The organism is Nocardia yamanashiensis NBRC 100130, assembly GCF_001613325.1.
In the GTDB taxonomy this organism is placed as follows: Bacteria; Actinomycetota; Actinomycetes; order Mycobacteriales; family Mycobacteriaceae; genus Nocardia; species Nocardia yamanashiensis.
This window is the reverse complement of the sequence record NZ_BDCD01000006.1, coordinates 48,753-61,785: the sequence shown is the minus strand read 5'-3', so window position 1 is coordinate 61,785 and position 13,033 is coordinate 48,753. Positions and strand designations below refer to the sequence as shown.

At 65.8% G+C, this 13,033-nt stretch carries 13 protein-coding genes; 4 read left to right on the top strand and 9 right to left on the bottom strand.

All coding sequences use genetic code 11. From position 1 onward, the window contains the following. Positions 1-249 precede the first annotated feature (249 nt). Complete coding sequence (locus tag NY1_RS06160) at positions 250-900, top strand: HAD family hydrolase (RefSeq protein ID WP_067709338.1); 651 nt, start codon at positions 250-252, stop codon at positions 898-900. Here the strand turns inward: NY1_RS06160 and NY1_RS06155 are convergent. The 9 genes from NY1_RS06155 to NY1_RS43580 all read right to left on the bottom strand — a co-directional run bounded on the left by NY1_RS06155 (position 897) and on the right by NY1_RS43580 (position 8,200). Beyond that, entirely contained in the window at positions 897-1,388 is a 492-nt protein-coding gene (locus NY1_RS06155) for an NsdA family TPR-like regulatory protein (RefSeq protein WP_157762067.1), read from the bottom strand. The two genes, NY1_RS06160 and NY1_RS06155, sit on opposite strands and share 4 nt — an antisense overlap. A 275-nt stretch (positions 1,389-1,663) precedes the next feature. Beyond that, positions 1,664-2,533, bottom strand: coding sequence for an AraC family transcriptional regulator (locus tag NY1_RS06150; protein WP_067709334.1), 870 nt, complete (start codon positions 2,531-2,533; stop codon positions 1,664-1,666). Positions 2,534-2,695: 162 nt separating this feature from the next. Next, complete coding sequence (locus NY1_RS42660; protein ID WP_157762065.1) at positions 2,696-3,208, bottom strand: hypothetical protein; 513 nt, start codon at positions 3,206-3,208, stop codon at positions 2,696-2,698. A 64-nt stretch (positions 3,209-3,272) separates the two neighbouring features. Further along, the gene (locus NY1_RS06145) at positions 3,273-4,355 is read right to left on the bottom strand and encodes an S-(hydroxymethyl)mycothiol dehydrogenase (protein ID WP_067709332.1); all 1,083 of its coding nucleotides are present in this window, start codon (positions 4,353-4,355) and stop codon (positions 3,273-3,275) included. A gap of 121 nt (positions 4,356-4,476) precedes the next feature. Next, positions 4,477-4,614 (bottom strand): hypothetical protein, encoded by a 138-nt coding sequence (locus NY1_RS42655; protein WP_157762064.1) that lies wholly within the window; start codon positions 4,612-4,614, stop codon positions 4,477-4,479. 143 nt (positions 4,615-4,757) lie between these two features. Further along, entirely contained in the window at positions 4,758-5,417 is a 660-nt protein-coding gene (locus NY1_RS06140) for a TetR/AcrR family transcriptional regulator (protein ID WP_157762063.1), read from the bottom strand. A gap of 75 nt (positions 5,418-5,492) precedes the next feature. Next, a complete protein-coding gene (locus NY1_RS06135) occupies positions 5,493-6,803 on the bottom strand; it encodes an FAD-binding oxidoreductase (protein ID WP_067709330.1) in 1,311 nt (436 codons plus the stop codon). A gap of 112 nt (positions 6,804-6,915) precedes the next feature. Further along, positions 6,916-7,710: a hypothetical protein gene (locus NY1_RS06130; RefSeq protein WP_067709329.1), complete on the bottom strand. Its 795-nt coding sequence runs from the start codon at positions 7,708-7,710 to the stop codon at positions 6,916-6,918. A gap of 58 nt (positions 7,711-7,768) precedes the next feature. After that, entirely contained in the window at positions 7,769-8,200 is a 432-nt protein-coding gene (locus NY1_RS43580; RefSeq protein WP_067709327.1) for a response regulator, read from the bottom strand. A 342-nt stretch (positions 8,201-8,542) separates the two neighbouring features. Here NY1_RS43580 and NY1_RS06120 point away from each other — a divergent pair, with 342 nt between their 5' ends. From NY1_RS06120 to NY1_RS06110, 3 genes are all read left to right on the top strand, one after another. Beyond that, complete coding sequence (locus tag NY1_RS06120; RefSeq protein ID WP_067709326.1) at positions 8,543-10,267, top strand: hypothetical protein; 1,725 nt, start codon at positions 8,543-8,545, stop codon at positions 10,265-10,267. Positions 10,268-10,486: 219 nt separating this feature from the next. Next, positions 10,487-12,139 carry an ABC-F family ATP-binding cassette domain-containing protein gene (locus NY1_RS06115; protein WP_067709324.1) on the top strand — a complete coding sequence of 551 codons (1,653 nt, stop codon included), beginning with the start codon at positions 10,487-10,489 and terminating at the stop codon, positions 12,137-12,139. A gap of 271 nt (positions 12,140-12,410) precedes the next feature. Further along, a complete protein-coding gene (locus tag NY1_RS06110) occupies positions 12,411-13,028 on the top strand; it encodes a DUF4203 domain-containing protein (RefSeq protein ID WP_067709322.1) in 618 nt (205 codons plus the stop codon). The last annotated feature ends 5 nt before the right edge of the window (positions 13,029-13,033 follow it).

Below are 13,033 nucleotides of genomic sequence, written 5' to 3'. Positions count from 1 at the left end.
GGCGACCAGGCACAAGATCGCAGGGATTCTGGAGGGCGGATACCCTCCAGCGCCCCGATACTGCATGAAATACGCTGGTGCACAGCAGATTCGATGGACCACTGGCTCCCTGGTTGCCGCATGGCCGGCGGGTGGAGACCCTGGAGCAAGTGGCCCTCATTCGGGGGCGCAATCCGGTCGCGTCGAGCAGCGGGCGTGGCTCTACTCCGGCCCGGAGCGCCTATCGAATCGCCGCGTAGCGTGTGGCCCATGATCGGGGCTGTGGTGTTCGATGTCGGCGAAACGCTCGTGGACGAGACGCGTGAGTATGGGACGTGGGCTGATTGGCTCGGCGTGCCTCGGCATACCTTCGTCTCGGTCTTCGGTGCCACGATCGCGCAGGGCAAGGACTATCGCGAAGCCTTCCAGGTTTTTCGCCCTGGTTTCGACCTTGCCAAGGAACGTGAGGCACGTGCGGAAGCGGGTCAGCCGGAGACCTATGGGGAGGGCGATCTTTACCCCGATGTGCGGCCCGCGCTTTCGAAGCTTCAGGGCATGGGAGTGTGGGTAGGAATCGTCGGTAACCAGACGGTTCGATCCGGCAAGATCCTGCGGAGTCTGGCCCTTCCAGCCGATTTCATTGCGACTTCGGATGATTGGGGTGTGGAGAAGCCCTCGACCGCGTTCTTCGAAAAGGTGGTCGAGGTTGCGCCCTGCGCGGCGCACGAGATCGTGTACGTAGGCGACCGGATCGAGAACGACATCGCGCCGGCCAAGATGGTCGGGATGCGGACGGCCTATATCCAGCGTGGCCCGTGGGGGTGGATCCAGCGGGATATGCCGGAGGTCGCGGAGCTGTCCGATTGGAAGATCCACGACCTCAACGAACTGCCGGCCATCGCTGCGGCGGAGAACGGTTAGACCGTCAGCGACTTGATCATGGTGTGCCAGTTGTAGAGCTGGTTGTCGAGCTCGCGCACCTGCGGCAGTGAATCCCAGGCGCGCAGCGATTGCCGGACCGCCTTCACCCGGTCCATGGCAGTGGCGTACCAATGCTCGCCGAGTATTTGCAGCGCCTCGTCGAGAAGGTCGCACGCCCGCTCCGGTTCGTGCTCGAGGACTTCGGCAGCAGCCAGGTCCGCGAGGACGACCGCGCGCTGCTTGATCGCTTCGGGGGGAAGATCTTCCAGCACCTGCCGCAGGGTCTCCCGGGCTCTGGCTCCTTGGCCCGCGGCGAGGAGAGTGTTGCCCTTGAAACCTGCCAGACGAGCCGGGGAGAACCAGTCCATCCACAGTGGACTCGGATCCCGGTCCGGGTCGAACTCGCTGTAGGCGGTCTCGGCCTGCTCGAGGGCGCGCCTGGCTCCCCGAGACGGGTTTCCACCTCGGCCTCGACCGCGTACAGCCACGCCTGCATTTCCCCGTTCGCGCCACCACGGCGCGCGAATGTCCATGCGCCACGGATCTTGTCGCGCGCGTCCACGGCCTGTTTCGGGCCGACCGGTGACTGTCGCATGCCGAGGTGACCGAGAAGGTCGGCGCGATGAAGCGAAAGGTCAACTGGCTGTGTCAGTTCGGCGCGGAGGGACGGTTCGAACCGACGCAGCCGCAGAGCTTACGTTATGCCTCGGCTGTGAGATCGTGTTCGGCGCCTTTGATGATGTTCAGGGTCGTGCAGGGTTTGTCAGGCCGATTCGATGGGCAGCCACAGCTGGCAGGTGGCGGTGGCGAAGTCGTCGGCGTGCTCGAGGATTGCGACGATCGAGGGCCCGGGTCGCAGCCGCCAGGGGTTGGCGGGGAACCATTCGGTCGCGGTCGCGGCCCATGCATCCTGCAGGGTCTGCGGGTGGGGTCCATTGGTGTGGAAGACCGCCCACCTGCCGGCCGGTACCTCGATCGCGTCGAGGTCACCCGGGATCGCAGTGTCCTGGGAGATGGCGACTCCGTGCAGGTAGGTCAGTTCGCTGCCCTCGGTGGCGTCGGGGTCGACGTCGTCGCAGACCTGCAACAGGCCCGCCGGTTCGGTGTCGCCGAGGGCCTTCAACCGGGCATGTTCCTGCAGCGGTAGCGCGGCGATATGCCGCTGAATGTGCGGGTTGACGCCCCGGTGGATGAGCGGGACCCGGGCTGCGTGTCCGATGAGCCGGAAAGCGGGCCGGTCGATGATGCGGGTGTCCATGGGGATGCTCCCTTCGACGGTCAGGCGGAACCTGAGCTGTGGTTGTGTGCGAAGGGGGCCTCCGTCGCGGCGGACGTCGCTGGGGCGGGCGCCGTGAACTGCCCGGAACGCCCGCCCGAAAGCCTCGGTCGAACCGTATCCGTGCCGGACGGCGATGCTCAGCAGATCGTCCTGGTCCCGCACGACGTCACCGGCGGCGATTGTCATGCGGCGTCGGCGTACATATTCCGACAGCGGCATACCGGCCAGCGACGAGAACATCCGGCGCAGGTGGTATTCGGTGGTGCCGAGTGTCCTGGCGGCTGCGTTGACGTCGAACTCTTCGGTGAGGTGTTCCTCGATGAGAGCCACCAGCCGGTTGAGTGCCGAGATCATGAGGCCTCCCTTCGACATCGACTCTGGTGGAAGCCACCCCTACCGTGCCCGACTATTCCGATCCGATCCGATCATCTGATCACCCGCGTCGACTGGCGCACGCTCATGCCGCGTGTCGCGCGGTCTGGAATCACCACAGTCGCACCCTGGAAGATCAGCGGGTCAGGTCGATTCGCGAGGGCTCACCTTCTTCTGGTCAGGGGGATTCGGCAGGCCCGCCGCAGCGCGGTAGGTGGATGGCTCGTGACTGCCAGCTATCCAGCTCGCGAGCGCAATTGTCGCTGATTCGAACGAATCGGTGAACGCTGCCGCAGTGCCAACCAACCAGGACTGCGAGCGGACTTCGTGCGTATTGTGGTTCTCTTCGCACGAGCAACAGACCCCTATCGAAACATCTATCGCCAAGCGTGGCGGTTCCTTGCGGCTCACCTGCAGATCGAACTCGACGTCATCATCAGTGGGAGTCCGGTACAAGAACGCAATGCCGAAGATGACCCAACCGTGCCCACCGGGGTCCTTCGTTCGATTCGGGAACCAGGTCCACCCGGATCGCCCGGACCCCGGCTCCGGCACTTCGAGGCGGGCGGCAGCACGTCGTATACGAGTAGTTTCGCCCTCGGTAAGGTCCGGCAGTACCGCAGCCAGATCGATGCGGTCGAACGGTCGAGCATCCACCGCGCGAGCGTAGCCTCGGCCGTACAGAACTTGTCGAATCAGCGTCCAGCGCGCTAGGCGTTGCTTACGGGCGGATGACCGAGCGCAGTACTTCGCCGTTGCGGAGCTTCGCCAGTGCGGGGTTCACCTGGTCCAATGGAATTATCTCTGTGACAAAGGAATTCAGGTCGAAGAGGCCTTGGTGGTGCAGCCCGATCAAGGCGGGGAAGTCGCGGTCGGGGAGCGTGTCGCCGTACCAGGACGATCGGATGGAGCCGCCCGCGACCCGTAGTTCGAGCAGGGGGATGTCGAGAAGCTGGCCGGGTGCGGGGAGGCCGAGCATGACGAGTGTCCCGGCCGGGCCACGGGCATGGAATGCCTGCTTCCACGTTTCGAGGGACCCGACGGAGTCGATGACGACCTCTGCTCCGAGCCCTTCGGTGAGTTCGTGGATCCGGGTCACTGGATCTGCGGTTCGTGCGTCGATGCCATGGGTCGCGCCGAAGGTTATGGCCCGCTCCAGTTTTCGGGGATGGGAGTCGACGGCGATCACAGGGTAGGCGCCGGCGAGCCGTGCTCCGGTGATCGCGGCGGTGCCGATGCCGTCACAGCCGAAGACCGCGACGGCATCGCCGCGTTCGACGCCGGTGTTGAGTGCGGCGCCGATTCCGGTGGCGATTCCGCAGCCGAGCAGCGCGGCCGCCGTGGGTGCGATGTCGGGATCGACGCGGGTGCATTGCCGGGCGTGGACGAGGATCTTCTCGGCGAAAGCGCCCAGGCCCAGGACCGCGGTGAGGGCAGTGCCGTCGGTGAGAGTCATCGGCTGGGTGGCGGTCAGTGGTGACAGGCAGTTCCAGGGTTTGTTCTTGCGGCAGGCACGGCAGGTGCCGCAGACTGCGCGCCAGTTCAAGATGACGAAGTCGCCGGGCTGTACCTCGTGTACGTCGGGGCCGACGGCTTCGACCACACCGGCGGCTTCGTGTCCGAGCAGGTAGGGGAAGGCGTCGCCGACTCTGCCGTCGCAGTAGTTCAGGTCGGTCTCGCATATACCGCACGCTTGCACTCGGACGACGGCTTCGCCGGGTCCGGGGTTGGGGACCCGGATCTGGGTCACCTCGACCGGTGCCTGCTTGGCTCGGGTGATCACTGCTTTGACCAGCTGCGTCATGGCGACCCCTGCTTCTGCGCACGCCGACCACTGGGTGGGATGCGCTCGGTGAAGTGGAACAGTCCAGCCGTGCCGGGTCAGCCTAGAGGCAGACTCTGCCACGCGGGTTCCTACTCCCCAGCTATCGCTGCGGCGCCTGGCCGATTGCGGCACGTACGCCGTCGAGGATGACCTCGGCGTCCGGTCCGGCGATGTAGCTGCCGTGATCGCCGTGCAGAGTGAACTTCTGCAACTCGAGCGTGTCGGCATCAATGGACATGGAGCAACCTCCCTCGCGGACAGGAGATTTCGTCTACAGCCAGGAGCTGATCCTCGACCGAGGACTTAGCCATCGTCGCGGGAGTTGGTCCATCGCTCCCTGCGGATTGCCTGTATTTCGAGATCTCTGCCCGCCGTCCCGCCCTAGGACTGGAGCACCCCGGCCACCCGCAGCGCGGCCACCGCGTTGTCTTCGCCGATCTGCGCCGGGGTGCGCCGGTAGCCGGGCTGATACCAGCGCGCGGTATCGACGCACAGCGAGGTCAGGGCGAGGGTGGTCGCGCCGGGATCGGCGACATCGAAGTCCCCGGTGCCGGCGCCCTCGGTCACCAGCGCGGCCATGATCTCGTAGATGGCCTGCTGGATCTCGGTCACCTGGGTCCGATGCTCGGGGGTCAGGTCCGTCAGATGGTGCAACACGATCCGCACCGTGGCCGCATGCTCGGCGTGCCACACCGTCAGATCCCGCACCATGGCCGCCAACCGTTCCACCGGCGTCCCCGGTGCGGACGCGGCGGCGCTCACCACGTTATGGGTGAGCCGCACCGATGACACCGAGATCTGATGCAGCACTTCCTCTTTCGAGCCGAAATGCACATACAGCCCGGCCGGACTCAGTCCCGCTCGCGCCGCGATATCCCGTGTCGTCGTCGCATGGAAACCCCGTTCGGCGAAGGCATCGAGCGCAGCCAGGAAAATGCGGCGCTGGCCCTCGGGGAAGCGGCGCTGCGTACGTTCCAGGTTCGCCATGGCGGTGGCGAGCGCGCCGTGGGCGGCGGGCTGCGGGATGTCGTCGGTACCCATCGAATCAGTATTGCGCAGCGGCACATTGGGTCATCGGGTGGTGGGCGTTAAGTGATCACCGAATGCGCCGGATGGTCAGGCGTGCACGGGGAAATTGGCGCGGATGACGTTGTTGGGGTCACGGTGGCGCTTGATCTGCCGCAGGCGGTCCAGGGTCTGCTGGTCGAAGGCCGCGGCGGCGGACTCGCCGGGTGCGAGGAAGGTGTACGGCTTGGCGCCGGTCAGGTGCGAGCCGAGCGCATCGTTGATCTCGCCGAATCGGGTGTCGACCGCGTCGCGCAGGTGCGGCAGCCCGAGGCCCAGCAGGTAGAGCGCATAGGGCTCGGTGACCGGGCCGCGCGCGCCGCCGCCGGCCGACTCACGAGCCAGGGCGCCGCCCAGAGCGCGGATCTGGATATTAAGCAGCGGGGCGACCGGCTCGTCGATGAGCGTCTTGATCACCGCATCGCCGAGATCGGTGAGGAGTTCGCCGCGTGAGAGCGAGGGGCTGGGGTCGGTGGGCTCGGCGGTGATCCGCCCGATCTCGGCCGGGGTGAGCAGACCTCGGGAATCGGCCAGGATGCCGCTGAGCGCGTCGAGACGGGCCGTCAGCCGACGGCCCTCCGCCGGATCGCCGAGATAGGCGAAGTCGATCGCGACGGTCGGCGCGGCACCAGGAATCTGATACCGCTGCAACCACACCGACAACTCTTCCGGCGCCCCGGTGGTCAGTTCGACGAACAGGTCGAACACCTCCCGCGCACGCTCGGCCGCCCACATCACCCGGCCGCCGTAGAGCTGGGGGAGTGGGAACAATTCGAACTCCAGGGTCGTCACGATCGCGAAATCGCCGCCGCCCCCGCGCAACGCCCAGAACAGCTCCGGATCGGACTCGGCCGTGACCCGCTGCGGCTTCCCGGCGGCATCGACGACCTCGATCGCGCGTACCGCGTCCGCAGCCCAGCCGTATTTCCTTGCGAACCAGCCGAATCCGCCGCCCAGCGTATACCCGGTCACGCCCACCACAGGATTGCTCCCGGCCAATCCGGTCAGCCCGTGCGCGGCTGCCGCGGCCTGCACCCGGCCCCACTGCACGCCACTGCCGACCCGGGCGATACGACGCCCGGCATCGATCTCCACGCCGTCGAAGTGCTTGGTGCGCACCAGGATCGCACCGTCGATATCGCCGGTCGCGCCGTGCCCGGTGGGCTGGGTCACCACCACGCGGCTCGCGGCCGCCGCGTATTCCAGCACCGCCGCCACATCCCGCGCGTCGGCGGGCTCGACCACGGCCGCCACCGACTGCGCCACCGCGGTATTCCACGGCTGCGCGGCCGGCTCGAAATCCGCGTCACCGGGCAGCAGCACCCCGCCGCGGACGCTGGTGCGCAAGTCGTCGATGGTCATCCTCAGCCTCGTTCTCTCGAGTAGCGGAACTATTTGCTGAGTTGACGACGCAGGAAAGAAAAGTGTGACACCTATGCCCGACGTCGCCTGATGGCACGCGAGCTCGCCCGGCCTAGGACTCGTCCGACCGAACGGCGGCAGGGGAGGGCGTTGCGCCCCGCAACCTCTCATCCGGCGGGAACTGGCCGGTGGTCAGATACGTCACCCAATCATGCGAGCCGAAAACGCAGTTGCCCGAGCGGACCGTCGCGAACTCTGCCGCTACGAACCGTACCGCTCGCCAGAGCGCGGGATCGGTGTCCCCATAGGGCCGCAAGGTCACGCTGCCATCGGAATGCCGGGTACAGAACACGCCATAGTCGGTCTCCGCCAATCGATTCCGGGTCTGCAGGAAGCATCCGTCGATATCCGAGCCGGGTTCGCGTGGCGTCGGGGCGGCGAGCATCCGCCACACCACGGGCGCGCCCAGCGCGGTGCTCACCGCCGCGGACCAGAAGCGATCGTCATGGCGGGCATCAGTGGCCACGGTGAATTCGTCGGATACCCACGGCTCGGTGCGCCGGCGCTCTGTCCGCACCCGTCGAGTCGTCACGGACTGGGTGACCAGCCGCCCGCCGTCGAGGCTGATAACCAAGTGGCCGTTGGCATTCGCCTCGACGTCTACGATCCGGTGCTCGCCTTGCGGGCCTTCGGGGGCGACGAATTCCAGGGGAGCCTCGGCGACGAGTTCGTACACCTCGACGGTGGAGACGTCCCCAGGACGCCACCCCCGCTCGACGTACTCCTCGAACCGGAGGGTTACCGCGCCATCGCGGGACGGCTCGACCGCTGTCGGAACGCCGTCGTCGAACTCGTAGTGCTCGTCCAGCCACGCGTCGAGAGCGGTGATGTCGGAAATCCGGACCATCGAACGATTTTGCGCTACCGCGCGCACAGGCCAATCGCCAGCGTGGTCGATGCTCCGTTCAGGCCGACAACCGCGGAGTCAGGCACGCACGGACACGATCGAGCAATTCGGTGGTCCGGAACGGTTTGGGCAGATAACCGAACGCTCCCGCCGCGAACAGTTCACGAATCTCCTCCGGATCCCCGTCGAGCGAGAACGCGATCACCGGCACCTGGACTTCCTGCCGCAGCACCCGGCACAACCGTGTCCCCGAAACGTCCGGCAACGCCAGCTCCAGCAGCACGAGATCAGGATTCCACCGCCGGGAAACAGCCACCGCCTGCTCCCCGCTCGGCGCCACCCGCACCTCATGCCCCGCTTTGCCCAGCACGAGCGCCGCGATCTCCGCCATGGCCGGATTGCTGTCCACAACGAGAACCCGGCTCGGCCGCTCGCCGACACGCTCGGTGGCGATCGTCGATTTCTTTGTCGAATAAGGAAGTTGGCTCATGGCAGATCCTTCGCAAGCGGGTCCCCCGACCCTGTTCATCCGCGCCGCGACGAGCTGGAATGGTGGCGGTGCCGCATTCACAATGCCGGTACCGCGAGCTACGGAACACAAAACTACGTCACTCCGCAATCTTCCAGCAATAGCCTGTGGGACTGTTCTCGCGGAATCAACGCAATCGCGACCGTTCCGTAACCTCGAGATCTCGACCGCATAACCACCGATTTCCCCGCACAGGCCACTCGGCCTGGGGCTGACCCATTGCCGAGCGAGCGGCGAGGTCGTTAACGCGAGTGGCGCACGCCCCGATCCAGGTCGAAAGGGCAGCTGGCGGGGAGGTAGCCGATGATCGCGTTCATACAGGCTCGGTTTCCGGCGGGAGCGCCGGATTTCTGGTCCGACGCTGTGATTCGGAACTGGATGGATCCCAAGGTGGAATTCAGCCTCGTTCATTTCTGGAAACAGTCGACCTTCGGCGAGGTCGTCGATCTCTCGTACCGCACATTTCCGCCGGTGGTGCTGAGCGACCCACGCACATCACCGTTGAGTGAGAAAAACAAGGAGCTGCTCGTTACCGCGACCATGAACGCGGTCGACGCGCTGTTCCGCCCGGATTGGAACAGCTTCGATCGGGTCATCATCTTCTTCTCGCACCGGATCGAGGCCCTGTTCGGCGGTGGCCCCTTCCTCGCGCCAAACGGAAAGCTGCTCCCCGCAGCCGTTTTCGATGTGGACAGCAGGTTCGATCATGTATGCCAAGAGGTTGGCCACACGCTCGGGCTCGATCACGAACTGTCCAGGTCCGGAGAGGAATACGGGTGCCCGTACTCGGTGATGAGTGCGGCCGGTGATCTGACGTTCGCTCGCACACCGAGCCCGACGCTCCCCGGTAACCCGCCCGCCGGCCCGCAGCAGTGCACGATCGGCCCTTACCTCCCAGCCGTTCACCTGTACATCAACGACCATCGTGCGGTGAATCCGCGTGCGGCCTTCAATAATCCGGATTCTGTGAAATATGTGTCCGTGGACTACGAGCACAGCCCGTACACATTCCGGCTCGAGGCGCGCGATGTCGCGATCGCGGCCTGGCCGAGGCGCAGGCCCGTACTCGCGGTCGTGCCACCGATCGTGCCCGGCGGCGATACGCATTTCCTCGAGTTGCGCAGAGTGGCCGGTTACGACAGTGGGATCAAGAACCCGGTACTGACGATATTCAGCGCCAATTTCTTCGAGGGCAACCACGCCGTCGCGGACAACGCTGCCGTCAGGATTCGATACCTGGACAGCATCGTACTGAACGCGGCGTCGGGCGACCGCGACTATCACTCCTACAGTGGACGATTCGTGGTTCGTGTGAACTCGCTCGCCGCCGACTTCTCCACCGTGGAGCTCACCGTTGCTGGTGGTGATGCCTGGCGCGCGGGCTCGATCACGCTCGACAATGTGACCAAGGAAGCCGAGGAACGCTCTTCGAGCGGCAACTCGGCCTGGCGCAGCACGCTCGCCGCGCCCTGCCCGATCTGGCCTGAACAGGAGTACACCTACCGCTACAACTGGTACATGACCACAGTGACGTACCAAGCGCACTCGACCGGCTACGAAAAGCCCGGCTACATATGGTATCTCGACAACATCCGGCTTACCGGCACCAAGGGCGTGGTAACCGTCAACACGGTCTGCCGCGACTACAACGGCCCGGACCTCGACCCACCCGCCCTCCGGGCGATCAGCTGCCAGTTCGATATCTCCGCGGGCCGCACCGAACTCACCATCCCCGACCCCTACGCCGAGATTCATCTCGACCTGCGCGCCGACGTCGCCGAAACCTCACCCGAAGTCCTGAAGAACCTGTATCCCGATCGCACTGCCCATACCGCGATCAGCATCGAAAACGTGGAACGGCAGTGGGATTCGGCTTACGAAACCGCATTCGACGACTGCCGCAACGCCCTCGAAGCGGCGCGGCACAAGCTCATCCCGAAACGAATCCCCAAACGCTGGGACGGCGTCCAGAAACTTCGAGACCTGGTCCATGACCTGGCTGAACGAGTGCGCGGACGCCATCGCTGACCGCCCTGCGGAGAAAAGACTTTGCCTCCGGCAAACGATCATGGGTACCGTGCCGCCCATGCAATACCTCTTCTTCCTCTGATACTTCCGGGTCGGTCGCGCTTCGTGCGCGCCTGAAGACCCCGCATCGATGTCCCGCGCGGTATCGCGCGACCCATCGGCTCGAGGCGCACCCCTCTTCACGTGAGCGTGGATGACGTGTGCCCGGAGGAAGAATTCATGACTATCTGGACTCAGCCTGCGCGTGAGCGGGCTCAATTGACATGCTCGAACATTCGCGTGGAGTTCGGCGACCGGACGGTGCTGGCGGGCGTCGGCATGACCGTGTCTCCGGGATCGCGCTGGGGAATAGTCGGCGAGAACGGGCGCGGCAAATCCACCCTGCTGCATGTGCTCGCCGGAACGCTCACCCCGGACGACGGCAGCGTGCACTGCACCGGCACGGTCGCGGTGGCCGCCCAGGAACTGCCCGACCACGACGACCGCACCATCGGTGACCTCATCGACGAACAACTCGCCGCCACCCGTGCCGCGATGCGCCAGCTCGACGCCGCCACGCTGGCCTTGGCCGAGGATCGTCCCGGATCCGCTGAGACATACAGTGCCGCACTGGAACTGGTACAGCAGCTCGATGCCTGGGGTGCCGACCGTCGCGTCGATGTCGCGCTGGAAGGACTCGGCGCCCACGCCGATCGCGACCGCCTGCTGTCGACATTGTCGGTGGGACAACGGTATCGGGTCCGGCTGGCAGTATTGCTCGCCGCCGGAGACGATTTCCTGCTCTTGGACGAGCCGACCAACCACTTGGATCGGGAGGCATTGAAATTCCTGACCGAGCGACTACGCGCGTTCCCCGGCGGAGTGGTCGTGGTCAGCCACGATCGAGCCCTGCTCGCCGATGTCGCGGACACCATCCTCGATCTCGATCTCGATCCGACTCACGACGACCTGCCCCGCGTCTACGGCAACGGCTATGCGGGCTACCGCGAGGGCCGCGCAGCCGAATTGGCGCGCTGGGAAGCCGAATACGAGCAGCAGCAATCCGAACGCATCCGCCTTGCACGCGATCTGTCGGAGGCACAGAACCGGCTCGTCAGCGGCTGGCGTCCGGAGAAGGGGGCAGCCAAGCACGGGCGCGCCACCCGAGCCGGGGCAAGGGCGCGCGCGGTGCATCGCCGCCAGGACGCGCTCGAAGCGCACCACGTCACCGCACCGACTCCGCCGCCGCGATTCAGCATGCCCGAACTAACTGCACGGCAAGGAGTTTCGCTACTGCGCGCCGAGAATGTCACCGTGGCGGGGCGGTTGTCGCAGCCGGTGGATCTGACGCTGAAATCCGGCGACAGGCTGGTGGTCACCGGCCCCAACGGTGCCGGAAAGTCCACGCTACTGGCTGCCCTCGCCGGGCGGCTCGAACCGGCGACCGGGATCGTGCATCGAGCCCGGAAAGCACGGGTGCAGCTGCTGCGACAGGAGTCCACACGACGACTCGACCGTCGTGCCCGCGATGTATTCACCGAATTCGTCGCGGACCTGGTGACAACCGGCCGGCTCGCCGAGAGCGAGGCCATCGGTTTGCCCGCGCTGGGTCTGCTGGCTTCCCTCGATGCGAACAAGCGGATCGGCGACTTGTCGATGGGCCAGCAACGCCGGCTCGACCTCGCCTGCACATTGGCCGCCCGCCCGCACGTCCTCCTGCTGGACGAGCCGACCAACCATCTCTCGATCGCACTCGTCGACGAACTGACCGACGCCCTGCAAGCCACTGCGGCAGCCATCGTCGTCGCCACCCACGACCGGCAAATGCGGCGCGACATCGCGGGATGGCCCACCCTGGAGCTGGCGAGCCGGACGACCACAACAGTTCGGTAAGAACCGGGACGGGACCACCAGCGGCGCCTGACGAGAGGATCGGGCGCCGCGATTCCGCTTCCGTCCAGGTGCCACCAACCTGGTGCCGGCCGGGCTAACCTGACTCATAGGCAATCTCCAGCAAACGATTCTGGCCTATGTCGGATCTCACCCGAAGGGTGTGAGGCGTCGGCGGTCAGGTGGCCATAGCGTCGGCCGGTCGGTAGTCGCTCATCAGCCGCACGCCCCGGCGACGCACGGGTTCGCAGCTCGACTGGCGAGAGGAACGCGCGTGAACGGAATCGTGGTCGCCCTGGTCGGAGCCCTGCTGTGTTTCTATGGGATCCGGTCGGTACATCTGGGGATCCTCGCGATCGGATTCGGCCTCGGCTGGATGATTGCCGACCTTTTCAATGCTTCGTTCTCGTGGCTGATTCTGATCGGCCTGATCGGCGCGGTGGCCTCGTGGGTGGTCACCTCGTTGATATTCCGGTTCGCCTCCTATTTCATCGGCGGCCTCACCGGCGCGATGATCGGCACGAAACTGGCCACCGTGCTGCAGCCCGGCGACAAGAACTTCGCGTTGAGCATGATCGTCGCGCTCGCGGTGTGCGTGGCGGGTGCGTTCCTGGCCGAGAAGTTCCGGGCCCGCGCGCTGCTGTGGCTGACCTCGATCGGCGGCGCCAGCATGGTGCTCAGCGGGCTCGGGCGGATGAGTGATTCCCTTGCATTCCTGCGCAATCCCGACCCTGGGATACAACAGGTCACCGCCACCCTGGCCTGGATCGGTCTGTCGGTGCTGGGGTGGATCACTCAGCGTCACCTGTTCGCCGAGAAACTCGGCATCCAACACCTCGCGGGCAAAGACGCCGACAAGAGCCGCGCGAACGGCGGCTGGCCCTCAGGCTAAGGAGC